The sequence below is a fragment of the Aeromonas cavernicola genome (assembly GCF_002795305.1).
GTDB lineage: Bacteria > Pseudomonadota > Gammaproteobacteria > Enterobacterales > Aeromonadaceae > Aeromonas > Aeromonas cavernicola.
Window position 1 is genome coordinate 100,287 of record NZ_PGGC01000005.1, and the last position, 23,196, is coordinate 123,482.

Genomic DNA, 23,196 nt, shown 5'->3' on the forward strand with positions numbered 1-23,196 from the left:
AGTGAGCCATGGCCTTCGAAGTTGATGAAGACATACTGCAAGATTTCTTGGTCGAAGCATCTGAAATATTGGAGCAGTTGTCAGAACAATTAGTCGATTTGGAGAAGCGACCTGACGATGCAGGTCTGCTGAATGCTATTTTTCGTGGTTTTCATACCGTAAAGGGTGGTGCAGGTTTCCTATCGTTGAGTGAATTAGTGGATGTTTGCCATGGTGCAGAAAATGTATTCGATATATTGCGTAATGGTAAGCGAGAAGTTACTGCGGAGTTGATGGATGTTATTCTACAGGCATTAGATGCAGTCAACGCGATGTTTAGTCAAGTGCAAAATCGTGAGGAGCTGTGTGCGGCCTCGGATGCTTTATTGCATGATTTGCATGAGTTATGCAAGCCCGAAGGTGATGAGCAATTACTAACTGTCACGGCTGATAATTATACTGCTGCTAAAGTAGATTTGGACTCCAACGGAGTGAGTTTTGTAGCTCGAGACATTACTGCAGACTCACCGATTCAGCCTGTATCAGGAGATAGCAGTGGAACGATAGACGAAATATCTGCTGATGAGTTTGAGCGTCTACTTGATGAACTGCATGGCGTTGGGGGAACACCTGCGTCAGGCACTCCTTACTGTGCGAGTAATCAGTCTGGCGATATCACAGATGATGAGTTTGAGGCTCTGCTCGATGAACTGCATGGACGTGGGCAGCATATGGGAGCTCCAGATGTTAATACTCTTGAGTCAGTAAAAAAATCAGTCGATGAGTTAATTGACGATGATGAATTTGAACGTTTACTTGATGAGTTACATGGCAGTAGTAAGGCTTCACAATCTGTGACTACGGATCATCCTGCTTCATCAACCAGTGTTTCACCTATATCGCCTAATGCGATTATTGAAGAGAATCGTTCTTCAAGTAAGTCAACACCAATCTCTATCAATAGCAAGGCGACAGCTTCTCAAGCTTCAGGTAAGAGTTCTGGACAGAGCGCTGAGAGTAATACTGTCCAAAGTGATACCACTGTGAGGGTTGATACAAAAACGTTAGATGTCATCATGAATATGGTTGGGGAGTTAGTGCTTGTGCGTAACCGTCTGGTTAGCCTTGGTGTAGCCAGTAACGATGAAGAAATGTCAAAAGCTGTTGCGAATTTAGATGTTGTGACTGCCGATTTGCAAGGTGCAGTTATGAAAACTCGTATGCAGCCAATTAAAAAGGTGTTTGGCCGTTTTCCTAGGGTTGTTCGTGATTTAGCTCGCTCTCTTAAAAAAGAGATAGAGTTAGTTATGGTGGGTGAAGATACAGACCTTGATAAGAATTTGGTCGAGGCATTAGCTGATCCCTTAGTGCATTTAGTTCGTAACTCCTGTGACCATGGTGTCGAAATGCCCGATGTGCGTCAGCAAGCAGGCAAACCACGACAAGGAACGATAACCCTCAGCGCCTCTCAGCAGGGCGATCATATTCTGCTTTGTATTGAAGATGATGGGGCGGGAATGGATCCTGATAAGCTCAAGTCGATAGCTGTTAGTAGAGGCGTCTTGGATGTTGACAGTGCTGCTAGAATGAGCGATAGCGACGCTTATAATCTTATATTTGCGCCTGGTTTTTCTACCAAGTCCGAAATTTCCGATATATCTGGACGTGGTGTAGGGATGGATGTGGTCAAAACCAGCATAGTTAGCCTCAATGGTTCAGTGCATATAGATTCAACTTGGGGTAAGGGAACTCGTCTTGAAATAAAAGTTCCTCTCACCCTAGCGATATTACCAACGTTAATGGTTGAAGTCGGTCAGCAGACATTTGCTTTGCCTCTCGGTTGTGTTAATGAAATCTTTCATTTAGACCTTGACAAAGCGAATGTTGTTGACGGTCAGCTCACTATAATTGTTCGCGAAAAAGCAATTCCGTTGTTTTATTTACATAAATGGCTGATTCGTGGAGCCAGCCAACGGACTCGCCAAGATAGTGGACATGTAGTAATAGTGCAACTTGGAGCTCAACAAGTAGGTTTTGTTGTAGACAGCCTAATTGGCCAAGAAGAGGTAGTAATTAAACCGCTGGATAGCTTACTGCAAGGTACACCTGGAATGGCTGGAGCAACTATTACTAGTGATGGTGGTATTGCGCTGATCCTCGATGTTCCTAGTCTGCTTAAAGCCTATGCTCGTAGGCATTAAGTGTTCGGGCCCAAGGAGTTAGAAACGTACCATGGTAGTTAAGGTATTAGTCGTTGATGATTCAAGCTTTTTTCGTCGTAGAGTGAGTGAAATCATTACTCAAGATCCATTATTGACGGTGATCGATACAGCACAAAATGGGCGAGAGGCGGTTGAGAAAGCGATTGCACTACGCCCCGACGTAATTACCATGGATATTGAAATGCCAATAATGGATGGCATTAGTGCTGTACGTGAGATTATGGCAAAAAGCCCTACACCTATCTTGATGTTTTCATCTCTTACTCAAGATGGTGCTAAAGCGACCCTAGATGCTCTTGATGCAGGAGCTCTCGATTTTTTGCCAAAAAAATTTGAAGATATCGCTCGAGATAAAGATGAAGCAGTGCGTTTGTTACAGCAGCGAGTCAAAGAGATTTCTCGAAAACGTTTTTTATTGGCTACATCTGTTCGTTCTAAGATGCCTGATACTATTGTCAAAGCGTCGGAGCGTTCAGATCTACAACGTAGTTCGCCAGCATCAATCCCCAAACGCAGCGGTAAAGTTTATCAGCTGGTTGCAATCGGGACCTCAACGGGAGGGCCGGTTGCGCTACAAAATGTGCTTACCAAGCTACCTGGTAATTTTTCCCATCCTATTTTGTTGATTCAGCATATGCCTGCGACGTTTACGGCAGCTTTTGCAACTCGGCTTAATGGATTATGCCAAATAAGTGTCAAAGAGGCGGAGGATGGCGATCTTCTTAGGCCTGGTTGTGCATATTTGGCTCCAGGTGGCAGGCAAATGATGTTAGAAGGTCGTGGGACAGGAGTTAGGATTCGTATTGTCGATGGTAATGAAAAAATAAATTACAAACCCTGTGTTGATATTACGTTTGCATCAGCAGCAAAGGCCTATTCTGACAAAGTGCTAGCTATTGTATTAACAGGTATGGGGTCAGATGGTCGAGATGGTGCTCGTTTACTCAAAGAACAAGGGTCAACTATTTGGGCTCAAGATGAAGCATCTTGTGTTGTATATGGAATGCCTCAGGCTGTTGCTAAAGCTGGGATAGCTAGCGAGTCTCTTCCTCTTGATAGGGTTGCCCAGCGAATTCTCATGGAGTTAGGGCGTTAACAATGGGAATTTTAGGGTTGCTCTTGGCAATAAGTGCAATAACTCTTGCGCAGTGGTGGCACGGTGGTTCTTTGTTGACCTTATTCGATGGGCCAGCCTTAGTTATTGTATTAGGAGGAACGTTGGGGGCTGTTATATTACAAACGCCAACTACCTATATATCTCTGTCTGTTAGACAGCTACTGTGGGTTGCAATTCCTCCATATCAAGATTTAGCCGCCCAAGCAGAACGATTACAAGTTTGGGCTGCTTTCGCAAGGCAACAGGGCTTACTAGCGCTTGAAGAACAGGTTGAAGAAGTCAGAGACACCTTTACTCAGCAAGGTTTGACGATGATCATCGACGGTATTGGTGGTGATGATATCCGGAGATTACTTGAGATTGATATTGATATAGAGCAAGAGCGTAATGAGCATGCGGCTCGAGTATTTGAGTCTATGGGGGGATATAGCCCAACAATCGGAATCATTGGCGCGGTGATTGGTTTAATTCAGGCGATGTCTCATTTAGAAGATCCTGAAGTATTGGGGGCAAGTATTGCAGTTGCTTTCGTTGCCACGATCTACGGGGTCGGTTTTGCCAATTTGGTTTACTTGCCCGTTGCGAATCGTCTGCGGGCTTTTCACTACCGCCATGTATTGTTTCAAGAAATGACTTTAGAAGGACTGATTGCGATTGCTCATGGAGAGAATGGGCTACAGGTTGAGCGTAGGCTTAGGGCGTATTTGAAAGGAGAGTAGCCATGCGCAAGCGTTATCGTTTGCACCGTCAGGGGCATGAACACCTTGATCGTTGGTTGGTCTCTTACGCCGATTATATGACGCTGATATTTGCTTTGTTTGTGGTGCTTTACTCCGCAGCCCTAATCAATAAAGAACGTTATCTCGTTGTGATAGATGGTTTATCACACGCATTTACTATAGAAACACAGTCTCGTGACAGTATTAAAAATGATCAAGTAAATGAGTTCGCCGCTGAGCCAACCGCATCTAGCTTAATGATTCCTTCCTTGCCCGAAAATTTAGTAGCCGTTTCCCCCGCTAGCAAAGGAGTTTCACTTCTTCCTAGTAATAAAAATGGTATGAAGCTTGCATTGATCAATGATGAGTTATCTGAAAGCATGGGTTTGTTCATTGATAGTGGGAGCGTGAAGTTGGTGCAGAACGAGGATTGGTTGACTATTGAAATTAGCGCTGAGTTGTTGTTTAGCAGCGGTAGTGCTTTCATGACACCTAATTCAGCATCAGTCATGAATGCGGTCTCCAAAATTATTAAGCCTATTAATAACTATGTGCGAGTACGTGGTTACACAGACAACCTGCAAATTAATAATGAATTGTTTAGCTCAAATTGGGTCTTGTCGGCTGCCCGTGCTCAAGCCGTATTAGATGTCCTGGTGGCCTCAGGTATTGCCCCTCAGCGTTTGGCCTATGAAGCATATGGTGAGTTTTCCCCATTTACGGACAATGATACTGAGGAGGGGCGTTTACAAAACCGCAAAGTAGTTATAGCCGTTTCTAGGCTTGCTTGGGAGGCTCCACCACCTAAGTCAATTAAATCGGTTGTTGTAGATTCAGCTCCAAATGAGGTTGGTCCGGTGACATCTACAGAGATCAAGGAGATTACTCTGCCCGGCGGTGGTATACGTATAACAACAAGGCAGGATTGATACTGTGATTGTTTGGACTGTTGCCAACCAAAAAGGTGGAGTGGGTAAAACCACAACTGTTATCTCGTTGGCTGGGATTTTGGCTCAACGTGGAAAGCGAGTGCTGTTAATTGACACAGATCCTCATGCATCTCTCACGGCTTATCTCAATTTTGATTCAGATAAACTCGACGGTACCCTCTACGAAATATTTCAATCTGTCAGACCAAGTACAGAAATGGTCTCTAAGCAAATCCTTAAAACCAAGTTTGAGAACATTCATCTATTGCCCGCCACCATTACATTGGCCACTCTTGATCGGGTTATGGGCAACAGAGAAGGTATGGGGCTTGTTTTAAAAAGAGCATTATTACAGATTCGTGAACAGTATGATTATGTATTAATAGATTGCCCCCCAGTGTTGGGGGTTATGATGGTCAACGCATTGGCTGCTTGTGATCGTATCTTAGTTCCTGTTCAAACTGAGTTTTTGGCTCTTAAGGGGCTAGAGCGCATGATGAAAACTTTCGAGATCATGCAGCGTTCCAAAAAAGATGCGTTTCACTACACCGTCATTCCGACCATGTTCGATAAGCGTACACGTGCGTCATTAATGACCTTGAAGGCTATCAAAGATCAATATGGCCAGGCCGTATGGGATGCTGTGATTCCCATCGATACTAAATTCAGAGATGCCAGTTTGTTGCATATCCCACCATCTATCTATGCTCCGCACGGCCGTGGTACTTATGCTTATGAAACGTTGCTTAATTATCTGGACTCGTTAGAGCTGTTGCGTGTCAATGAGGCTCGGCGATGAAAGATACACGTCAAGTTAGAGCGATGGATGATTATTTTCACTCTTTGCTGCTAGATGAGTCCCATGCTTTAGATATTAAAGATATTAATAAGCAAGGAGAGGTAATGCTCGTAACTACTGCTCAGCGACAGTCGCAAGTTATACCTGAAGCCCAGTCAATGGGTTTTATGGAAAGCGATGCTCGGTTTGAGCAGTTGAGTGAATTACTCGCCCAAGTAGCTCACGTGTCAGACGAAGAAATAGAGACACAGCCACATTTGGAGTTAACCACCGAAAAAGAATCGCTTGAAGCTATTGAACCTATTGCTATCCCTGCACAGCCAATAAACCCAATTAGATCAATCACTACATCAGCAACGGAACCCTCCATTGATGTAGTGGATAACGTATCGAATAAACCTGCTTCTGAAGTGACCGTTTCAGCTAATAGTTGGGAAAATATTGAGACAGGAAAAGAGTTTCAAGCGCTATTTTTTGAAGTTGCCGGTATGACTTTTGCTGTTCCTTTGACTGAACTTGGCGGTATACATCAGCTGACTGAGATTACCCCATTATTTGGTCAGCCAGCTTGGTTTAAGGGGTTGATCAATTCTCGTGAACATAAAATAAATGTCGTGGACACAGCACAGTGGGTGATCCCAGAACAACGGGGTGAAACGGAGGATTATAGCTATTTGATTGTACTAGGTGAGTCTCGTTGGGGGCTTGCCTGTCATCATCTCAAAGGGACGGAGTTATTACATCGTGACCAAGTTAAGTGGCGGCATCAAGAAGGGCGTCGTCCTTGGCTGGCAGGGATGGTGAAAGAGAAGATGTGTGCCTTGCTACATGTAAAGGCATTACTGTTGCTGCTAGAGCGAGGAGTCAATATAGAAGGGCGTTGATTACTACTTACTATGCTGAACAGCTAAATTAAATGAGTCGCTGGCATTTTCATAAAAGGGATAAGACATGACAGAAAAGCGCAATATTGCCCAGAGTTTGGCAGAAGATGAGGTCTTACAATGGGTTACCTTCCAACTTGAAAATGAAACCTACGGTATCAATGTGATGCAGGTGCAAGAGGTATTGCGCTACACCGAAATTGCACCGGTTCCTGGTGCGCCTGACTATGTCCTCGGTATCATCAACCTACGTGGTAACGTGGTGACGGTAATTGATACTCGCTCTCGCTTTGGGTTGCCCTCCGGTGAGGTCAGTGAAAACTCTCGGATTGTCATCATTGAAGCTGAAAAGCAGGTCATCGGTATTATGGTGGACAGTGTTGCAGAGGTCGTCTATCTGCGTTCTTCCGAAATAGATGCAGCTCCGGCAGTCGGGACAGAAGAGAGTGCGAAGTTTATTCAAGGCGTGAGCAACCGAGATGGTCAGTTACTTATCCTAGTTGATTTAAATCGGCTGCTTTCCGATGACGAGTGGGATGATATCGCTTCACTCTAGTAAATAAGGTGATGTCTTGATTATTGACATAGTTAGTTTGGGGGTCTCGCTCATTGCACTCGTGTCTGCAATTTCTTTTGGATTGCGCATTAAGCGTGTTCGGCAGGAGAGCGAAGAGCGAATTAACGAACTGCAGGGCAAACTCGATAGCATTCGCAAACAGATGATCGAGCTGCATACTGGCACCATTGGCATGGGGCAGCGCCTGCAAGTTATCGAAGGAGGGATGCAGCAGGTAAACGATCGCCAACAGGAACTCACGCTGCAAGATCCTGAGCGTAGGCTATACAGCCGTGCAGCTAAAATGGTTGAGCTCGGAGCGGACCTCGATGAGGTAATGAACGAGTGTGAATTGCCAAAGGCTGAAGCTGAATTATTGATTTCTTTAAGAAAAGGTCGGGTTTGATAGCTCAGGAGGGTCAATACCTTCCTGCTTTTTTCTGGTTTACCTCGTAACCGCGATCTTGCCCACAAAACCGATTGATGGGGAGGATCTTTGAAAATCCCCTCTCAATAGTGTGTTAAGATGCGGGCCGCATCTTTTCATCTAATTACATCCTCATGCTGCTTTGCATTAACAATCTGAGCTGTGTGCGTGAAGATCGCACCTTGTTCGAACAGCTCTCTTTTACGGTCAGCCCCGGTGACTTGCTTCAGATAGAGGGGCCAAACGGCGTTGGCAAAACCAGCTTATTGCGTCTACTCACTGGTTTGTCGCATCCCTCTGCTGGTGAAGTGAGCTGGAATGGTGAAAATATTCGTCACTGTCGCGATGAGTATCATGCCAATCTGCTCTATCTCGGTCATCAGCCAGGTGTAAAAGCGGCGCTGACTCCTCTCGAAAATCTGACCTTTTATCAACAACTGCACTCGCCAAGGCACACTGATATGGATCTGTGGCAAGTGTTAGCGCGTGTTGGATTAGCTGGTTTTGAAGAGAATCCTACCGGCCAACTCTCCGCAGGTCAGCAGCGCAGAGTTGCCTTGGCAAGGCTATGGCTGTGTGAGACGCCCTCTCTGTGGATTTTGGATGAGCCATTTACGGCTATCGATAAGCAGGGGGTTAAGGTGTTAGAACAGCTGCTGTTGGCTCATGCAGATCGAGGTGGAATGGTTATCTTGACCACTCACCAAGACTTAATCCTGATGCAGGGGCGGTTGAAGACTCTGACCCTTAGCTCGTCACTGCAGGAGTAATGGCATGTTACGTGCGGTAATACATCTTATCCACCGTGAACTTCTGATAGCACTGCGTCAGCGCTCAGACATTCTCAACCCGCTCTGGTTTTTTCTGATCGTGATTACCCTCTTCCCGCTCGGCATTGGTCCTGAACCTCAGCTGCTTACCCGTATTGCACCAGGCATTATCTGGGTAGCAGCGTTGCTGGCCGCCATGTTATCCCTCGAACGACTGTTTCGTGATGATTTCAGCGATGGTGCGCTGGAGCAAATGATGTTGATGCCACACCCCCTTGGGCTGTTGGCGTTGGCCAAAGTGGTTGCGCACTGGTTGCTGACGGGCCTGCCGTTACTGCTAGTTTCGCCACTGCTGGCGATTTTACTGTCACTGGATAGCCAAACTTATCTGGCTGTAGTGGTTACGTTGGCGCTAGGCACTCCGGTGCTAAGCCTACTAGGGGCGGTGGGAGTTGCATTGACGGTGGGATTGCGTAAGGGCGGGGTATTGCTCAGTTTGCTGATTTTGCCGCTCTACATTCCGGTATTGATTTTTGCAACGTCTGCGATTGATGCGGCAGGGATGGGCTTGCCTTATGGTGGGCAGCTGGCGATCCTCGCGGCCATGTTGGTAGGGGCATTAACGCTGACGCCGTTGGCAGTGTCAGCAGCACTACGAGTTAGTCTGAACTGATGCCGACGTGATCTTGCAGTAAGCGTTGAATGGCGCCCAACTGAAAAAGAAAGTTGCGATGGATCAAGGAGAGCTCTTCTTATCTCTTTGGGGGTATTCTACCGAGCCGTCGGGTCGGTATGGTAAGCCCCGCCAAACGATTAATAACAAAAGGTGTTGTGAGCTATGTGGAAATGGTTACATCCCTATGCCAAACCAGAGCGAGCCTATCAGCTAGCAGGTACCTTGTTACCCTGGTTCGCGGTCATCAGTCTGATCTCCTTGGTCTTTGGTAGTGTCTGGGGATTAGCGTTTGCGCCTGCCGATTATCAGCAGGGCGACTCGTTTAGGATTATTTATATTCATGTCCCAGCCGCGATTCTCTCAATGGGGGCTTACTCCACCATGGCGGTCGCTGCGTTTATTGGCATGGTATGGCAATTACGGATGGCAGACATGACCGTGGCGGCCATCGCGCCAGTCGGCGCCATTTTCACCTTCATCGCGCTCTTTACTGGGGCTGCGTGGGGCAAGCCGATGTGGGGAACCTGGTGGGTATGGGATGCACGGCTCACCTCTGAGCTCATTTTACTGTTTCTCTATCTTGGGGTCATTGCCCTGTATAACGCTTTTAGTGACAAAGTGGTGGCGGGGCGTGCTGCCGGGATTTTGGCGCTAGTTGGGGTTATCAATTTGCCTATCATCCATTACTCGGTGGAGTGGTGGAATACCCTGCATCAAGGGGCCACCATCACTAAGTTTGATAAGCCCTCTATTTCTCCCGAGATGTTATGGCCACTGCTCATTATGATCTTGGCGTTTGCCGCGTTTCTGGGGGCCGTGACCCTGATGCGTTTTCGTAACGAACTCTTGATGCGTGAGTGGCATCGTCCTTGGGTTAAAGAGATTGCCGAGCAGGAGAAATAACCATGCACTTTGCCTCTTTCAGTGACTTCTTAGCGATGGGAGGGTACGCCTTTTATGTGTGGCTCTCTTTTGGTCTAACGCTGCTATGCCTGGTGGGGATCGTTATCACCACGCGCATGAAAACCCGCAGTTTGCTCAATGAATTACGTACTAAACAAGCGAGGGAGGCGCGTCGCAAGGCCGCTCAGCAGATGGAGAATACCCTGTGAATCCGAGACGCAAGAAACGCCTCACCATTATCTTGGCCATCAGCCTTGGTTTGGCAACGGTGAGTGGCTTAGTGCTCTATGCCCTCAGTCAGAATATTGACCTTTTTTATACCCCCAGTGAGCTGGTGGAAGGCAAGGGGCCAAACAAGATCAAACCAGAAGCAGGCCAGCGGCTGCGTATCGGGGGCTTAGTCGTACCAGGCTCGGTGCAGCGCGCGCCAGACAGCCTCAAAGTTGCCTTCAAGTTGGTGGATAATGGCGGCCAGCAGGTTACCGTCACTTTTAATGGCATCTTGCCAGATCTGTTTCGGGAGGGGCAGGGCATTGTTGCCCAGGGCAATCTCAAAGATGCGACCACGGTCGAGGCGTTCGAAGTGTTGGCCAAACACGATGAGAACTACATGCCACCAGAGGTCGCCGATGCAACCAATGGGATGCATTTTAAACCTGAATATACCGATGCTCAGCTAAAGGGGAGCAAGCCATGATCCCAGAATTAGGTCAGTTTGCCCTGATCTTAGCCTTTGCGACGGCCTTGCTGCTGGGCAGTTATCCACTGCTCGGTGCAAGCTGGGGCCGCCTTGGCATGATGTCGGCGGCACGGCCACTGGCTTACGCGCAATTTTTACTGCTGTTACTGTCGTTTCTATGCCTAACGTGGGCCTTTATCGATAACGATTTTACCGTGCAGTATGTGGCTACTAACTCCAACACGTTGTTGCCTCTGGCTTATCGTATCTCTGCGGTATGGGGAGCCCATGAGGGATCTTTACTGCTTTGGGTGCTGACCTTAGGGGGATGGACGGCGGCGGTAGCCCTGTTTAGCCGCCGGTTACCGCTTGATGCGGTCGCACGGGTGCTTGGGGTGCTCGGGCTGATTTCGGTCGGATTTACCGCGTTTGTGCTGTTCACCTCAGACCCCTTCACTCGCACCTTGCCCTACTTCCCTGTGGATGGCCGTGATTTGAACCCGCTGCTGCAGGATCCGGGTCTTATCTTCCACCCACCGATGCTTTATATGGGCTATGTCGGTTTCTCGGTTGCGTTTGCTTTTGCCATCGCCTCCTTGATGACCGGGCGACTTGATGCCACTTGGGCACGCTGGTCACGCCCTTGGACTATGGCCGCGTGGGTCTTCTTGACACTGGGGATTGTGCTGGGCTCTTGGTGGGCTTATTACGAACTGGGTTGGGGTGGCTGGTGGTTTTGGGACCCAGTGGAAAACGCATCTTTTATGCCATGGCTAGCGGGCACGGCCCTGCTGCATTCGCTTGCGGTGAGCGAAAAGCGGGCCACCTTCAAGGCGTGGACGGTGTTGCTGGCTCTTTCCGCGTTCTCCTTGAGCTTGCTTGGAACCTTTTTGGTGCGCTCAGGGGTGTTGGTATCGGTCCATGCGTTTGCGTCTGATCCCACTCGTGGCCTGTTTATCTTGGGCTTTCTGTTAGCTGTCATCGGCTCTTCTTTACTGATGTTTGCGTTTAAAGGCTCACAGGTGAAAAGTCACGGGAAACACGAGTTGTGGAGCCGTGAAACCCTGCTGCTGGCCAATAACATCATGCTGGTGGCGGGCCTGTTGACGGTGCTGCTCGGGACTTTGCTACCGCTGGTGCACAAGGAGTTGGGGCTAGGCAGCATTTCTATTGGCACGCCTTTTTTCAACCACATCTATAGCTGGTTGATCATCCCGTTTGCTCTGTTGTTGGGGCTTGGCCCGCTATTTCGTTGGCGGCGTCAACAGCTTGGCGAGCTAAAGGGTAAGGTACTGCTGGCGCTACTATTGAGCGTGGCGGCGGCCTTGTTATTGCCACTGACGTTGGCCGAGGAGTTCAAACCGTGGGCGGCCGTGGGCATTGGCCTAGGTGTTTGGATCATCGTGACCAGCGTACAAGAGACTTGGGTACGTGCTACCCATAAGCATCGTTTTGTGGTCGGGGTGCGCAAACTTGGCAACAGTCACTGGGCGATGATTTTGGGTCACGTCGGGTTGGCGGTCAGCATCATTGGCATCGCTTGCACCCAAAACTACAGCATTGAGAAGGATCTGCGAATGCAGGCTGGGGATCGGGTGCAGTTTGCCGATTACGAGTTCGTCTTCACCGGCATTATGGAAAAGAACGGCCCGAACTATGATGGTTTTAAAGGGGGGCTGGAAGTGTTGCAACATGGCAAGCAGGTTGCCCTGCTAACGCCGGAAAAGCGGATGTATAAGGTCAGTCGGATGCCGATGACCGAAGCGGCCATTGACGCGGGGATCACCCGTGATCTCTATGCCGCATTAGGGGAGCAACTCGATAACGGTGCTTGGGCGGTGCGTATTTACTACAAGCCTTTCGTCCGTTGGATCTGGTTTGGTGGTGTTTTTATGGCGATAGGTGGCGTGCTTGCCATGCTCGATAAACGCTATCGTTTTGGCCGCCGTGATGAGGAGGTCACAGCATGACGCGCAAGACTTGGCTATTCCTGATCCCTTTTGTGGTCTTTTTATTGGGTGCGGTATTTCTGTTTCGCGGGCTCTACTCCGATCCGACCAAGCTGGAATCTGTCATGGTAGGTAAAGAAGTGCCGGTGTTCGCCCTGCAAGATATCTATGACATGGGCAAGCAGCACGATCGCAGTATGCTCACCGGTCGTCCCATGCTGCTCAACGTCTGGGCAACGTGGTGCCCCACCTGCTATAGCGAGCATACCTATCTCAAGCAGTTAGCGGGGCAGGGGATCTATATCGTCGGCATGAATTACAAGGATGAGCGGGATAAAGCCATAAAATGGCTGGCCGATTTGGGCAACCCCTATCAAGTCAATCTTTATGATCCTGACGGCATGTTAGGGCTCGATCTCGGGGTATATGGCGCACCAGAGACCTTTTTTATCGACAGTAAAGGGATCATTCGCTATCGCCATGTGGGGGATGTCAATCCCGACGTCTGGGCTTCGACCCTCAAACCTATCTTCGACGCTATGCAGTAAGGGGGAGTGATGATGAGAGTCGTGATGACCGTCCTGATATTGATGCTGGCCGCGATGGTGCAAGGGCCCGCCATGGCGGCTATCGATGTGTATAACTTCGACAGCGACAATCAGGAGCAGATGTTTCGTGAACTGACCCGCGAGCTACGCTGCCCTAAATGCCAGAACCAAGATATTGCCGATTCCAATGCGGGGCTTGCCAAGGATCTGCGTGACAAGACCTATCAGATGGTGCGTGAAGGCAAGGATAAAGAGGAGATCGTCGACTACATGGTGGCCCGTTACGGTAACTTTATCCTCTATAACCCACCGCTGATGGCCTCGACCCTGATCCTTTGGTTAGGACCTCTGCTGGTGATTGTCATCGGCGGTGTCGTGGTGGTAATGCGAAGCCGCCGCTCCCCAGTGGCTGTGAGACAAAACATTGACTCCCTAAGTGCAGAGGAGCAGCAGCGCTTGGCTGCGCTGCTCAAAGAGGAAGAGAAACAATGACCGCCTTTTGGATGGTGATCGCGGCCCTGTTGGTGCTGGTGAGTTTGGCGTTGGTACTACCGCTGTGGCGTGGCCAAGGTAAACAGAATATCAGCCGGTCGGCGCTGAACAAGCAGCTCTACCGTCAGCGGGTGTTGGAGATTGGTGAAGAGCGTGAGCAAGGGATCTTAGCCGAAGAGCAAGAGTCGTTGGTGGAGCTTCAACGTAGCCTGCTAGATGATATTCCCGATGTGGAGCAGACTGCTCGCAGTGGTAAAAGTTTGATCTGGATCCCCGGTGTGCTGGTGTTGCTGGTGGTCAGTCTGGGCCTTTATTACAAACTCGGTGCATGGCAGGAAGTCAGCCGCTGGCAAGAGGCCAATAGCCGTTTGAGTGAACTCAGTAATCGCATTTTGGTTGAGCGGGATGCCAAGGTGAGCGAGCAGGATTTACTGGATTTTACGCTGGCGTTACGGACCCGATTAAAAGACGAGCCAGACGACTATCGTGGTTGGTTACTGTTAGGGCGGCTCACTCTCGATGGTAATGATCCTGAGATGGCGAGTGAAGCGTTGGAGCGAGCCTACGGCTTGGCACCACAAAAGTCTTTAGTAGCCGTCCCTTACGCTCAAGCGCTAATGATGACAGGTGAAGAGGCGCAGGCCAACGCGCTATTACAGGCCACCTTGGCCGACGAGCCTGACAATATTGAAGCGCACTCTGTGTACGCCTTTATGGCCTTGCAACAAGAGGATTTTCAAACCGCACTTGCACGCTGGCAGGCTATGTTGCCGCTGCTGGAGAAAGGGACGCCCCGTTATGTGATGGTTGAGCGCTCCATGGAGTACGCCCGTGCTCAGCTCAAACAGCGTGGGATCGCCATGACCGCAAGTAATGGGAATGGGACGACTGTGGGTACAGAGCGGGCCTCATCCCGCTCAGCCACGACCGGCGCATACCCAATTCAGGTCAGCCTAGCTGCTGGGATTGCGTTGCCGCCGGATGCTCATTTATTCGTGTTTGCGGTGGTGCCTAATGGGCCGCCGATGCCGATTGCGGTAAAACGTATCGCTGGGCCGACATTCCCCATGACGCTCACCCTAGGCGATGAAGATGCCATGATGGAAGGGAGTCAATTGTCTGCATATCCCGAGTTGCAATTTAAGGCGCGTCTCTCCCGTGGTGGCAATGTCATGGATAAAACGGGGGCGTTTGAAGGCATCTCAGTGACAATTAAGACGATAGAGCCCCCCTCTGTGCCGATTGACATCCGCATCGATCAGCCCCTCTAATACCCTGTCAGTGCGGCTACCATGATGGTGGCCGCACAACCTATACTTCTGATTGTTCACAATTTAAAGCTAGGACTTTCTATGTATCTGCGTTCTGGGGCCCTGTTGACAGCCCTTATGTTAGCGGGATGTGCCGGTGGGCCACCCAAAACCGGGCCCGCGGGTCTGGACATCACGCCCAGCGTTGAACAACCCAAAGCGACGAGCACGGCAGCGGACCCTCGCGATCCGTTCCAAGGTGCTAACCGAGCCATGTGGGCGGTTAACTACGATGTGTTAGAGCCCTATGTCGCCCGCCCTGTGGTGCACGGTTATGCTCGTTATATTCCGCAGGGAATGAAGGATGGCATTGAGAATCTGGTTGAGAACTTCAACGAGCCTAGCAGCATGGTCAATCATCTATTGGTGGGTGATTTAAAAGGGGCAGGCACCAATTTGGGCCGCTTTACCCTCAACAGCACCCTGGGTTTATTGGGCATATTTGATGTGGCCAAACATGCTGGCCTTGAGCGCAGTCAGTTGGAGATGGATACCGTGCTTGGCAAGGCGGACATCGGTGAGGGTGCCTATTTGATGGTGCCTGTCTATGGCCCGACGACCACCCGAGAGCTGGTGGGTGATACGGTTGATACCCTCTATTTTCCCTATGCCTTGCTGACCCTGCCATTTCGAGTGGCACATTGGGCACTTGACGGTGTCAACAGCCGCGCCAAGCTGATTGATCAAGAGCGCATTATCGACAATGCGCTGGATCCTTATGCCCTGACTAAAGATTTTTATCTGCAGTTTAATCAAGGCAAGGTGACAGGGCGTAAGCCGGAGCTCAAGGCTGAGCAACCTCAGCCTGACGATGGTGAGCTTGATCAATATATGGATGAGATAGACTAGTAAGCCACTCTTCCCCCAGCGGGTAGGCTATTTATCCCAGATAAATTAGCCTACCACCTCAGGTTCGCCCTTCTCGACCTCATGGCGATTCGCGTTGTCCGCCAGCTTGGTGAATGACGACTTACCATGTCATTACCCTCAGTGACCGGGTGGTAACGAAATCAAGGTATACCCACTTAAACAACGAGTTAATGCTAGTCCTCGCTCTTCTCATCCCCGCTTTCACGCATTGTTACACCGCGATTTTGGGGAGCGCTTTTCCCGTTATAACGGCCTGCATGAGTGTTAAACAAGGCGTCGGTTATTGGTCAGTTTTGTTGCAAGAACAGTTGTACGCCGAGATTTTTTTGCATTTTCATCTGAAACTTTAATAAAATGGTACTGGTTAGACCTCTTTACAACCATTTAATAGCATGGAGATCGGTAAATGAAAGTTGTCGATTTTCTGAAGCGCAAGCGCGAAATCTTGGCGCAGCATCCGTTCGAACTTAAGGATTGGCTGTCACCAGCGATCCGTGATTACTGGCGGGAGTTTCAGCAAAAGGCACATTTGCCCCCCCTGTTTGGACGTGTACTCGATCTATCCTCTGAGCAGCAGAGCGCGCATGAAGTGGCGGCTCAGCAAATGGTGAATGGGCAACCTAATCTCGCGCACTCACTCAGTGGCGAAGCGGCACGATTGTTCACGGAGCTGCAATCTCGGTTAGGTGAAGAGATCCACGTTGGCGAGTGGTTGCATATTAGCCAGCCATTGATAGACCAATTCGCGGCAGTGACTGGCGATCAGCAGTGGATTCATACTGATCCAGATAGGGCAGCGAATGAATCCCCATTTAAGGCCACGATAGCCCATGGTTTTTTAACCTTGGCCTTGCTGCCACAGTTAACCGGCTCGGTCGAGGGGGCAGCCGCCGAGTTTCCAACCGCGCGCATGGTCGTGAATTTTGGCTTGGATAAGGTGCGTTTTCCTTATCCGATAAAGGTAGATAGCCATATTCGGGCAAGAACAAAACTGGTGCGAGTGACCCCGATCAAAGAGGGCTTGGAGCTCCTCAAAGAGATCAAAGTCGAGATTGAAGGGGTGCGTCGCCCAGGCTGTGTGATTGAGTCGGTGACTCGCATTTACTTCTAATTCATCTGCTCCTGGCATGAAACAGGCTCACTTCGTGTGAGCCTGTTTCATGATGAGGTATTGATGAGGGGTTAGAAGCTGGCACCCACACTGAGGTAATGGCGCCACTCTTTGTCAGCAAGGGGGATGTGGGTTCCTGCTATGTCTAACCAAATATCTTCCCACTCCAACTCACTAGACCAAGAAAGGCGCAGGTGATCGTTAAAGTAGTAGCGTATTCCTACACTGCCTATCAGAGCCTGCTGGCGAGTCACATAAGGGGATGGTTGGGCGATAAAGCGGGAGTAGTCTCCTTTACTAAAGAGCTCAATTTTCTCCTGCCATAGTGAGAAAGGCTGGCGATAGTCCAAGCCTAGATTGAACAGGGGATAGTCAATGATCCGCTCCTTGAACAGGCCCGCAGCAATACTCTCCCAATAGCCATCTCTGAAGTAGGCGCGCTCTAAACCAGCTTGGGCGATCACTTCTAATCGATGTTGTCGATCACTCCAAAAGCGATAGCCGAGGCCCGAGGTATAACTCAGATCCAAGTATTCTGGCTCAAGCATGTCATAGCCGAGATCAAGTCCCGAGCGAAGAAACCAATGATCATCGAAGAAGAAGTCCAGTGTAGGCACGAGCCGATATTGATGGCTGTTGGTCAGGTTGTTGGCAGTTTCATAGATATATTCACCGCTCAGGCTATAACGCCAGTTGAGATTGGCAATTTCAGTCGTTGCTTTTAAGTTGACGTTATTGGTCTTTTTTTCGTTATGTTTGAGCTTACTATTCAAATCAGTACTGCCGGTCCAGAGCCACCCTTTATCATCATCGGTGCTAAGCGCCAGCAGCCGAATCCCACCTTTGCTGGTGGGGATGGGCTTGTCTTGTCCCGCTAGACGCCAGCGTTTAACGGCTTTGCGCTGCACGGTAACGGGGTTGCCATAAGGCAGGATAATCCTAAGAGTGGTGTCAGTGACCTCCTCGATTGTGCCACTTAACCTATCGCCATTGTGCATCCAGAGAATATCGGCCAATACGGCTGGGCTGAATGCCATGACGAGTAATATCCAGAGGAGGTATTTCATTGCATATCCTTGCAACAGCATCATTGCCAAGTGGCATATCATAACTCACTGGTGGGCTTAGCAATAATGTCCTTTCTGCTGCTAAACCCAGTGGCATTGCGAGTGGGTGATGAGATAGCGCAGAGTCCCCAGCAGAGTGAACCGTGACAGGGGCGAGCAGTGGTGTAAGGAAGGGTGGGGAGGAGGCGTGGTAAAGGGCAGCCCCCACTGAGAGAGCGTTAGAAGCTAGCACCTAAGCTGAGGTAATGGCGCCACTCCCGATTATCGATGGAAATATCCGAGTCATTAATATTGAGGTGCATATCTTCCCAGTCTAAATCGCTCGATAACGAGAGTCGGACATGATGATTAAAGTAGTAGCGAAGCCCAATACTCCCTTTCATTAAGCGTTCTCGTGTTAGGTAGGAAGAGGGCTGGGCGATAAAGCGCTTGTACCCCCCTTTGCTAAATATCTCGATGTTTTCCTGCCACACTCTCAGCGGTTGGCGATAGTCCCAACCCACATTGAGCAAGGGGTAATTGATGATTCGCTCATCAAAAATCTTGATATTCGTGGTATCCCAGTAGCCCTCTTCGAAATAAGAACGGGCTAAGCCGGCTTGGATCATTAATTCCAAACGATGACGTTTGTCATTCCAAAAGCGGTAGCCAGGGCCGATGGCATAGTCTAAGTCCATGTATCTTGAAGCCAGCATTTTGTAATTCACATCAATCCCCGAGCGAAGAAACCAATGTTGATCGAAGAAAAAGTCCAGCATTGGTTTTAACTGATACTCATGGCTGTTGGTGAGGTTGTTGGCGGTTTCATAGATGTACTCACCATCTAGGCTGTAACGCCACTCGAGGCTAGAAACCTCAACGTTACCCTTGATGTTGACGTTATTGGTCTTGGTTTGGGTGTGTTTTAGTTTGACATTGAGATCGCTACTTCCTGTCCAGATCCAGGCATGCAGATCATCGGGTGCGAATGTCAGGAATTTCATCCCCGTCTTGACGGTGGGTTTGGGTTTATCTTCATTGGTCAGCCGCCACCGCTTAAGCGCAGAGCGCTTAACCGTAATTGTACTGCCATAAGGCAGGGTAATCCGAACCTGTGAATCACTGACGTTTTCTATGGTGCCAGTGAGTCGATCGCCATTGTGCATCCACAGCACATCGGCGGTGACGATCGGACTCATTACCAGCAGATACCCTAGCCATAGGTACTGTTTCATCGCACATCCTTGCAGAACATAGCAGCCATTTAACCACTGACTCTTTCCATATTAGCTCTGTCTAGGACGTGAGCTGGGGCGCCATCATGAAACAGATCCACCTCATCGTAGCCTCACTGTGGGGGGAGATTGAGCTTGGCGGGCACAATGATGGCGCGCCATTGATTGACGATCCGGCGTGGTCATGGTCAAATTTTCCCTTCATTAACAATGTGTCGGACACGACAGGGGGAAGATATGGAGATGGACGAGAGGTACATAGTCCCCGGCTTAGTGAGAGGGTTGAAGGCCTTGCAAGCCTTCAGTGACGAGCGCCGGGAGTTAAGTGTTTCTGAACTTGCCGACGCCATCGAGGTCAATCGCTCCAGTGCTTTTCGTATTATTTACACCCTAGAAAGCTGTGGTTTTTTGTATAAAGCCGAAGGCGCGCGCCGCTATCGCCTGAACTCGAAAGTGCTGGACTTAGGGTTTACCTATTTATCTGGGTTGGATTTACTGGAACCATCGCGGCCCATTATCCAGCGCTTGCGTGACGAGGTCACCATTGCTTGCCATCTGGTGATCCGCCAAGGGACAGAGATCGTCTTTGTCGACCGTTATCAGGCAACCGGTCCTTTCACCAGCACGGTAGGGGTCGGTACTCGATGGCCTGCTCATGCCACCGTGACCGGGCAGCTGCTGTTATCTGACTTATCTGATGAGGCTATTGTTGAGCTATACCGCGATTATCAGTGGGCAACCTACACCGAGGGAACCCCGCACAGTACCGCGTCATTACTGGCTTGTATTGCAGAGGTGCGCGGGCGACCAGCGCTGATCAGTTGGGGCTATTTTAATCCGGTTATGGCTGCCTGTTCGGCCCCGATCTACCGATTAAGTGACAACAGCATGATTGCGTCGATTTCGGTAAGTTGTCCCTTAAGTAGTTTCCCCCGTGCTGAGTTTGAAGGACGGATCCAAGATAAAGTCATTCAGGCGGGCCACGATTTATCGCGAACGCTCAGTTTGAATAACGCCTATCCCTGATCAACCGTGAATCCAGTGTTATGCCATGCGTCATTGCATGGCCTCCTGCTTATCTTCCCCTCTTAATTGCCCTTGGTCATAGCAAGATGTTGGTGGCCGATTGTTATCGCCCCTCGCCTTGCCATCTTGCTCACCGGTTACAAAATCGCTGCTCACGGGCCTCGGGGCTGGTGTCCGCGTCCATTCATTCACCATCGCGAAGCGGTGGCTTTGTGCTCCCCTAATAACCCCATTCATCATTATTTTCCTTTTAATTCAAATGCATACTTTTCTTTTTGTGGTTACCAAGGTGACGGGGTGTCCTGCCTCTGCATTCATGCAGAAGGTGGGCTGATGGCCTTGTTAGGGCTGGCGGGCATTACAAATTTAACAAAAACAAAACATCTCATTGACACCACTTAAACCTAACGTTTATTTTGTTCGCATATGAAATGATGTTTTAAATGCGAACTTTGGAGCGTGGTATGAGTTGGGTGTCAGTTTGTAAAGTGAATGCCATCTCGGATGAGAGCCCAGTGGCAATCAAGGTGGGAGAGAAAGAGATCGGGATCTTTATGGTTGAGGGGCAACTCCATGCCATTGAGGATATTTGCCCCCACGCTTATGCCCTGCTCACGGAAGGATTCATCGAAGGACGCACGATCGAGTGCCCGCTGCATGAGGCCATCTTCGATATTCCCACCGGCAAACTGCAAAGCGGCCCAGGTTGCCGCGATCTGACCACCTATGAGGTACGCATCGAAGGTGATGACGTACTGCTGCACCTAGCTTGACGAGGAAGCACTTCATGGAACATTTCAATCCCAAACTGGCCGCTTGGTTGAGTAAGGCGCCCAGTACCGAGGCGGGGCTCAACAATATTCAGATCCCCGGCAAGAGCACCAATCTGGTGTGGCAGAACCGTTACCGCGAGCCGACCCGCTATGAGTTGGAACTGGTCAGCCAACTGGAGAGGGCGTTTGCCGAGGGCATCACCGAATTAGCGTCCCTTGTCGCTGCGCTTAATCAATGGGGATTGCGCAACGAAGCCGGTGAAGCGTGGAGCTGCGCCAGTTTTCAAGATGAGATGGCCCGCCTCGGTTACTGAGTCGGCAGCACAGAGATCGAGGAGAGCGTCATGAAGCAACAGAGTGCAGTAGAGCAGCATCTAAATCGGGGCCTGAAGGATCTGTGGTATCCGGTGGTGGCCAGTTGGGAGGTGGGCACCAGCCCAGTGGGCATCACCCGGCTGGGGGAAAATATCGTGTTATGGCGCGATACAAACGGCCAGGTCAACGCGCTGGAAGACCGCTGCCCGCATCGGGGGGCTCGCCTCTCCTTGGGGTGGAATTTAGGAGATCGGGTGGCCTGCTGGTATCACGGGGTCGAGGTCAATGGCGCGGGGGTGGTGACCGATGTGCCGGCGGTCGATGCCTGCCCCATGACCGGCAGCAAGTGTCTGCGCTCGTATCCTGTGGTTGAAAAACAGGGAGCCATCTTCCTGTGGTTTGGGCTGGATGCCAACAGCGAGCCGGCTGAGCTGATGTTGCCTGAGCAGCTAGAAAGTGAGGAGTGGAGCAGCTTCTTGTGTCAGGCCGATTGGGCGGTCAACTACCGCTATGCGGTGGATAACGTGATGGACCCGATGCACGGCAGCTATCTGCACGGCACCTCCCACTCGATGGCGGAGGGGGACAAGAGCGCCGACATGCGGGCTCGTAACACGGAGCAGGGCTTTATTTTCGAAAAGACCGGACAAAGTGGCGTCAACTTCGACTGGGTGGAGTTTGGCAGCAGTGGCGCCTTCTGGCTGCGCTTGTCGATCCCCTATCGGCAGCAGTTTGGCCCAGGTGGTGAGTTTTGGATCGTTGGCTTCGCCACCCCCATTGATGAGCACCATACCCGAGTATTTTTCTGGCGGGCCCGCAAGGTCAGCGGTTGGCAGCGCGATGTGTGGCGCTTTCTTTATCGCAATCATCTGGAAAAGCTGCATTGGGATGTGCTGGAGCAAGACCGGATTGTGCTGGAGCAGATGGCGCCCAATGCCCGTGACCATGAGTTTTTGTATCAGCACGACGTGGGTCTGTCTCGGCTGCGCCGACTGATGAAGAAGATGGCTGAACAGCAGTTAGCGCAGCTGCAGGTCAAAGAAGAGGCCCTGAGTGATGCATAAGTTGCTAGCGGGCAAGCGCCTGTTGATCACTGGGGCTGCCAGAGGGCTCGGGCTGGCATTTGCTGACGCCGCATGCGCGGCGGGGGCCAAGGTGGTGATGGCGGATATTCTGGTCGAGCAGGTACTAGCCGAAGCTGCATCGTTAGCCGCGCAGGGTCAGATGGCCCATGGGGTGGCGCTCGATTTAGCCGACCCTGACTCGATAACCCACTGCGCAAATGAGGCGGCCCGCCTGTTGGGTGGGCTGGATGGCTTGGTCAACTGCGGCGCGATTGCCACCGGTATTGGTGGGGTCGATATGCTGGAGTTGGATATGGCGGTGTGGGATCGGGTGATGCAGGTCAATGTGCGCGGCAGTTGGCTGATGACGCGGGCGGTGGTGCCTCATCTTAAAGCGGCGGGGGCGGGCAAGGTGGTGAATATCGCCTCCGACACCGCGCTGTGGGGGGCCCCCCGCTTAATGGCCTATGTCGCCAGTAAAGGGGCTTTGCTTGCCATGACCCGGTCCATGGCCCGTGAACTGGGTGAATACAACATCTGTGTCAACGCCGTGAGCCCTGGCCTGACCTTGGTGGAGGCGACTGCCTATGTGCCTGCGGCCCGCCATCAACACTATATCGACGGGCGCGCCATTAATCGGCCGCAACTACCGGAGGATGTGAACGGCACTGTGCTCTATCTGCTGTCGGATCTTGCCTCCTTTGTCACGGGTCAGAATCTGCCGGTGAATGGCGGGTTTGTCTGCAACTGACCCGCCCGATCCTGGGCAGTCGCTTATCCACCCGCCGACTAAACGG

The 23,196-nt window shown here is 50.4% G+C and carries 25 protein-coding genes and 2 pseudogenes; 25 read left to right on the forward strand and 2 right to left on the reverse strand.

Annotated features, from left to right (window positions below; all coding sequences use genetic code 11):
- Positions 1-8: 8 nt before the first annotated feature.
- From CUC53_RS01080 to CUC53_RS01175, 20 genes and pseudogenes are all read left to right on the forward strand, one after another.
- Positions 9-2,180 carry a chemotaxis protein CheA gene (locus tag CUC53_RS01080; RefSeq protein WP_100292446.1) on the forward strand — a complete coding sequence of 724 codons (2,172 nt, stop codon included), beginning with the start codon at positions 9-11 and terminating at the stop codon, positions 2,178-2,180.
- Positions 2,181-2,211: 31 nt separating this feature from the next.
- Complete coding sequence (locus CUC53_RS01085) at positions 2,212-3,297, forward strand: protein-glutamate methylesterase/protein-glutamine glutaminase (RefSeq protein WP_100292447.1); 1,086 nt, start codon at positions 2,212-2,214, stop codon at positions 3,295-3,297.
- Positions 3,298-3,299: 2 nt separating this feature from the next.
- Positions 3,300-4,037 (forward strand): flagellar motor protein, encoded by a 738-nt coding sequence (locus tag CUC53_RS01090; protein WP_167386645.1) that lies wholly within the window; start codon positions 3,300-3,302, stop codon positions 4,035-4,037.
- Between the two features lie 2 nt (positions 4,038-4,039).
- Positions 4,040-4,966: an OmpA family protein gene (locus tag CUC53_RS01095; protein WP_100292448.1), complete on the forward strand. Its 927-nt coding sequence runs from the start codon at positions 4,040-4,042 to the stop codon at positions 4,964-4,966.
- 4 nt (positions 4,967-4,970) lie between these two features.
- The gene (locus CUC53_RS01100; RefSeq protein ID WP_100292449.1) at positions 4,971-5,765 is read left to right on the forward strand and encodes a ParA family protein; all 795 of its coding nucleotides are present in this window, start codon (positions 4,971-4,973) and stop codon (positions 5,763-5,765) included.
- Positions 5,762-6,649: a chemotaxis protein CheW gene (locus CUC53_RS01105; RefSeq protein ID WP_100292450.1), complete on the forward strand. Its 888-nt coding sequence runs from the start codon at positions 5,762-5,764 to the stop codon at positions 6,647-6,649. Before CUC53_RS01100 ends, CUC53_RS01105 begins: the two co-directional genes overlap by 4 nt.
- A 67-nt stretch (positions 6,650-6,716) precedes the next feature.
- Positions 6,717-7,205: a chemotaxis protein CheW gene (locus tag CUC53_RS01110; RefSeq protein ID WP_100292451.1), complete on the forward strand. Its 489-nt coding sequence runs from the start codon at positions 6,717-6,719 to the stop codon at positions 7,203-7,205.
- Between the two features lie 16 nt (positions 7,206-7,221).
- Complete coding sequence (locus CUC53_RS01115; RefSeq protein WP_167386646.1) at positions 7,222-7,611, forward strand: DUF2802 domain-containing protein; 390 nt, start codon at positions 7,222-7,224, stop codon at positions 7,609-7,611.
- A 155-nt stretch (positions 7,612-7,766) separates the two neighbouring features.
- On the forward strand, positions 7,767-8,402 hold the full coding sequence (gene ccmA, locus CUC53_RS01120; protein WP_100292452.1) for a cytochrome c biogenesis heme-transporting ATPase CcmA: 636 nt from the start codon (positions 7,767-7,769) through the stop codon (positions 8,400-8,402).
- Between the two features lie 4 nt (positions 8,403-8,406).
- On the forward strand, positions 8,407-9,075 hold the full coding sequence (ccmB, locus tag CUC53_RS01125) for a heme exporter protein CcmB (protein WP_100292453.1): 669 nt from the start codon (positions 8,407-8,409) through the stop codon (positions 9,073-9,075).
- 165 nt (positions 9,076-9,240) lie between these two features.
- Complete coding sequence (locus CUC53_RS01130) at positions 9,241-9,981, forward strand: heme ABC transporter permease (RefSeq protein ID WP_100292454.1); 741 nt, start codon at positions 9,241-9,243, stop codon at positions 9,979-9,981.
- Positions 9,982-9,983: 2 nt separating this feature from the next.
- Complete coding sequence (gene ccmD / locus CUC53_RS01135) at positions 9,984-10,190, forward strand: heme exporter protein CcmD (RefSeq protein ID WP_100292455.1); 207 nt, start codon at positions 9,984-9,986, stop codon at positions 10,188-10,190.
- On the forward strand, positions 10,187-10,678 hold the full coding sequence (gene ccmE / locus CUC53_RS01140; RefSeq protein WP_100292456.1) for a cytochrome c maturation protein CcmE: 492 nt from the start codon (positions 10,187-10,189) through the stop codon (positions 10,676-10,678). The genes ccmD and ccmE overlap by 4 nt, the downstream gene beginning before the upstream one ends.
- Positions 10,675-12,630 (forward strand): heme lyase CcmF/NrfE family subunit, encoded by a 1,956-nt coding sequence (locus CUC53_RS01145; RefSeq protein ID WP_100292457.1) that lies wholly within the window; start codon positions 10,675-10,677, stop codon positions 12,628-12,630. Before ccmE ends, CUC53_RS01145 begins: the two co-directional genes overlap by 4 nt.
- Positions 12,627-13,157 carry a DsbE family thiol:disulfide interchange protein gene (locus tag CUC53_RS01150; RefSeq protein WP_100292458.1) on the forward strand — a complete coding sequence of 177 codons (531 nt, stop codon included), beginning with the start codon at positions 12,627-12,629 and terminating at the stop codon, positions 13,155-13,157. The genes CUC53_RS01145 and CUC53_RS01150 overlap by 4 nt, the downstream gene beginning before the upstream one ends.
- A 24-nt stretch (positions 13,158-13,181) precedes the next feature.
- On the forward strand, positions 13,182-13,649 hold the full coding sequence (locus CUC53_RS01155) for a cytochrome c-type biogenesis protein (RefSeq protein WP_420808035.1): 468 nt from the start codon (positions 13,182-13,184) through the stop codon (positions 13,647-13,649).
- A pseudogene (gene ccmI / locus CUC53_RS01160) lies at positions 13,646-14,515 on the forward strand (c-type cytochrome biogenesis protein CcmI); the annotation flags it as partial. The gene CUC53_RS01155 and the pseudogene ccmI, both read left to right, overlap by 4 nt.
- A gap of 63 nt (positions 14,516-14,578) precedes the next feature.
- Positions 14,579-14,920 (forward strand): annotated as a pseudogene (locus CUC53_RS19530) (c-type cytochrome biogenesis protein CcmI/CycH); the annotation flags it as partial.
- Positions 14,921-15,001: 81 nt separating this feature from the next.
- Positions 15,002-15,808: an MlaA family lipoprotein gene (locus CUC53_RS01165; protein WP_167386647.1), complete on the forward strand. Its 807-nt coding sequence runs from the start codon at positions 15,002-15,004 to the stop codon at positions 15,806-15,808.
- Positions 15,809-16,235: 427 nt separating this feature from the next.
- The gene (locus CUC53_RS01175; protein ID WP_100292461.1) at positions 16,236-16,940 is read left to right on the forward strand and encodes a MaoC family dehydratase; all 705 of its coding nucleotides are present in this window, start codon (positions 16,236-16,238) and stop codon (positions 16,938-16,940) included.
- Between the two features lie 71 nt (positions 16,941-17,011).
- On the opposite strand, the gene CUC53_RS01180 is transcribed toward CUC53_RS01175, so the two are convergent.
- Both CUC53_RS01180 and CUC53_RS01185 read right to left on the reverse strand, forming a co-directional pair.
- Positions 17,012-18,007 carry a DUF481 domain-containing protein gene (locus CUC53_RS01180; protein ID WP_100292462.1) on the reverse strand — a complete coding sequence of 332 codons (996 nt, stop codon included), beginning with the start codon at positions 18,005-18,007 and terminating at the stop codon, positions 17,012-17,014.
- A 218-nt stretch (positions 18,008-18,225) separates the two neighbouring features.
- On the reverse strand, positions 18,226-19,221 hold the full coding sequence (locus CUC53_RS01185; protein ID WP_236757836.1) for a DUF481 domain-containing protein: 996 nt from the start codon (positions 19,219-19,221) through the stop codon (positions 18,226-18,228).
- A 243-nt stretch (positions 19,222-19,464) separates the two neighbouring features.
- On the opposite strand from CUC53_RS01185, the gene CUC53_RS01190 reads away from it, so the two are divergent.
- The 5 genes from CUC53_RS01190 to CUC53_RS01215 all read left to right on the forward strand — a co-directional run bounded on the left by CUC53_RS01190 (position 19,465) and on the right by CUC53_RS01215 (position 23,150).
- Complete coding sequence (locus CUC53_RS01190; protein ID WP_236757837.1) at positions 19,465-20,247, forward strand: IclR family transcriptional regulator; 783 nt, start codon at positions 19,465-19,467, stop codon at positions 20,245-20,247.
- A gap of 464 nt (positions 20,248-20,711) precedes the next feature.
- Entirely contained in the window at positions 20,712-21,020 is a 309-nt protein-coding gene (locus tag CUC53_RS01200; protein ID WP_100292465.1) for a non-heme iron oxygenase ferredoxin subunit, read from the forward strand.
- 14 nt (positions 21,021-21,034) lie between these two features.
- Entirely contained in the window at positions 21,035-21,334 is a 300-nt protein-coding gene (locus tag CUC53_RS01205) for a recombinase-like helix-turn-helix domain-containing protein (protein WP_100292466.1), read from the forward strand.
- A gap of 30 nt (positions 21,335-21,364) precedes the next feature.
- The gene (locus CUC53_RS01210) at positions 21,365-22,399 is read left to right on the forward strand and encodes an aromatic ring-hydroxylating dioxygenase subunit alpha (RefSeq protein WP_100292467.1); all 1,035 of its coding nucleotides are present in this window, start codon (positions 21,365-21,367) and stop codon (positions 22,397-22,399) included.
- A complete protein-coding gene (locus tag CUC53_RS01215) occupies positions 22,392-23,150 on the forward strand; it encodes an SDR family oxidoreductase (RefSeq protein ID WP_100292468.1) in 759 nt (252 codons plus the stop codon). The genes CUC53_RS01210 and CUC53_RS01215 overlap by 8 nt, the downstream gene beginning before the upstream one ends.
- Positions 23,151-23,196: the final 46 nt, after the last annotated feature.

Coding starts and splice junctions, on each gene's coding strand:
- CUC53_RS01080 (WP_100292446.1), top strand. CDS start 9: ATGGCCTTCGAAGTTGATGAAGACATACTGCAAGATTTCTTGGTCGAA.
- CUC53_RS01085 (WP_100292447.1), top strand. CDS start 2,212: ATGGTAGTTAAGGTATTAGTCGTTGATGATTCAAGCTTTTTTCGTCGT.
- CUC53_RS01090 (WP_167386645.1), top strand. CDS start 3,300: ATGGGAATTTTAGGGTTGCTCTTGGCAATAAGTGCAATAACTCTTGCG.
- CUC53_RS01095 (WP_100292448.1), top strand. CDS start 4,040: ATGCGCAAGCGTTATCGTTTGCACCGTCAGGGGCATGAACACCTTGAT.
- CUC53_RS01105 (WP_100292450.1), top strand. CDS start 5,762: ATGAAAGATACACGTCAAGTTAGAGCGATGGATGATTATTTTCACTCT.
- CUC53_RS01110 (WP_100292451.1), top strand. CDS start 6,717: ATGACAGAAAAGCGCAATATTGCCCAGAGTTTGGCAGAAGATGAGGTC.
- ccmA (WP_100292452.1), top strand. CDS start 7,767: ATGCTGCTTTGCATTAACAATCTGAGCTGTGTGCGTGAAGATCGCACC.
- ccmB (WP_100292453.1), top strand. CDS start 8,407: ATGTTACGTGCGGTAATACATCTTATCCACCGTGAACTTCTGATAGCA.
- CUC53_RS01130 (WP_100292454.1), top strand. CDS start 9,241: ATGTGGAAATGGTTACATCCCTATGCCAAACCAGAGCGAGCCTATCAG.
- ccmD (WP_100292455.1), top strand. CDS start 9,984: ATGCACTTTGCCTCTTTCAGTGACTTCTTAGCGATGGGAGGGTACGCC.
- CUC53_RS01145 (WP_100292457.1), top strand. CDS start 10,675: ATGATCCCAGAATTAGGTCAGTTTGCCCTGATCTTAGCCTTTGCGACG.
- CUC53_RS01150 (WP_100292458.1), top strand. CDS start 12,627: ATGACGCGCAAGACTTGGCTATTCCTGATCCCTTTTGTGGTCTTTTTA.
- CUC53_RS01155 (WP_420808035.1), top strand. CDS start 13,182: ATGACCGTCCTGATATTGATGCTGGCCGCGATGGTGCAAGGGCCCGCC.
- CUC53_RS01165 (WP_167386647.1), top strand. CDS start 15,002: ATGTATCTGCGTTCTGGGGCCCTGTTGACAGCCCTTATGTTAGCGGGA.
- CUC53_RS01175 (WP_100292461.1), top strand. CDS start 16,236: ATGAAAGTTGTCGATTTTCTGAAGCGCAAGCGCGAAATCTTGGCGCAG.
- CUC53_RS01180 (WP_100292462.1), bottom strand. CDS start 18,007: ATGAAATACCTCCTCTGGATATTACTCGTCATGGCATTCAGCCCAGCC.
- CUC53_RS01185 (WP_236757836.1), bottom strand. CDS start 19,221: ATGAAACAGTACCTATGGCTAGGGTATCTGCTGGTAATGAGTCCGATC.
- CUC53_RS01190 (WP_236757837.1), top strand. CDS start 19,465: ATGGACGAGAGGTACATAGTCCCCGGCTTAGTGAGAGGGTTGAAGGCC.
- CUC53_RS01200 (WP_100292465.1), top strand. CDS start 20,712: ATGAGTTGGGTGTCAGTTTGTAAAGTGAATGCCATCTCGGATGAGAGC.
- CUC53_RS01205 (WP_100292466.1), top strand. CDS start 21,035: ATGGAACATTTCAATCCCAAACTGGCCGCTTGGTTGAGTAAGGCGCCC.
- CUC53_RS01210 (WP_100292467.1), top strand. CDS start 21,365: ATGAAGCAACAGAGTGCAGTAGAGCAGCATCTAAATCGGGGCCTGAAG.
- CUC53_RS01215 (WP_100292468.1), top strand. CDS start 22,392: ATGCATAAGTTGCTAGCGGGCAAGCGCCTGTTGATCACTGGGGCTGCC.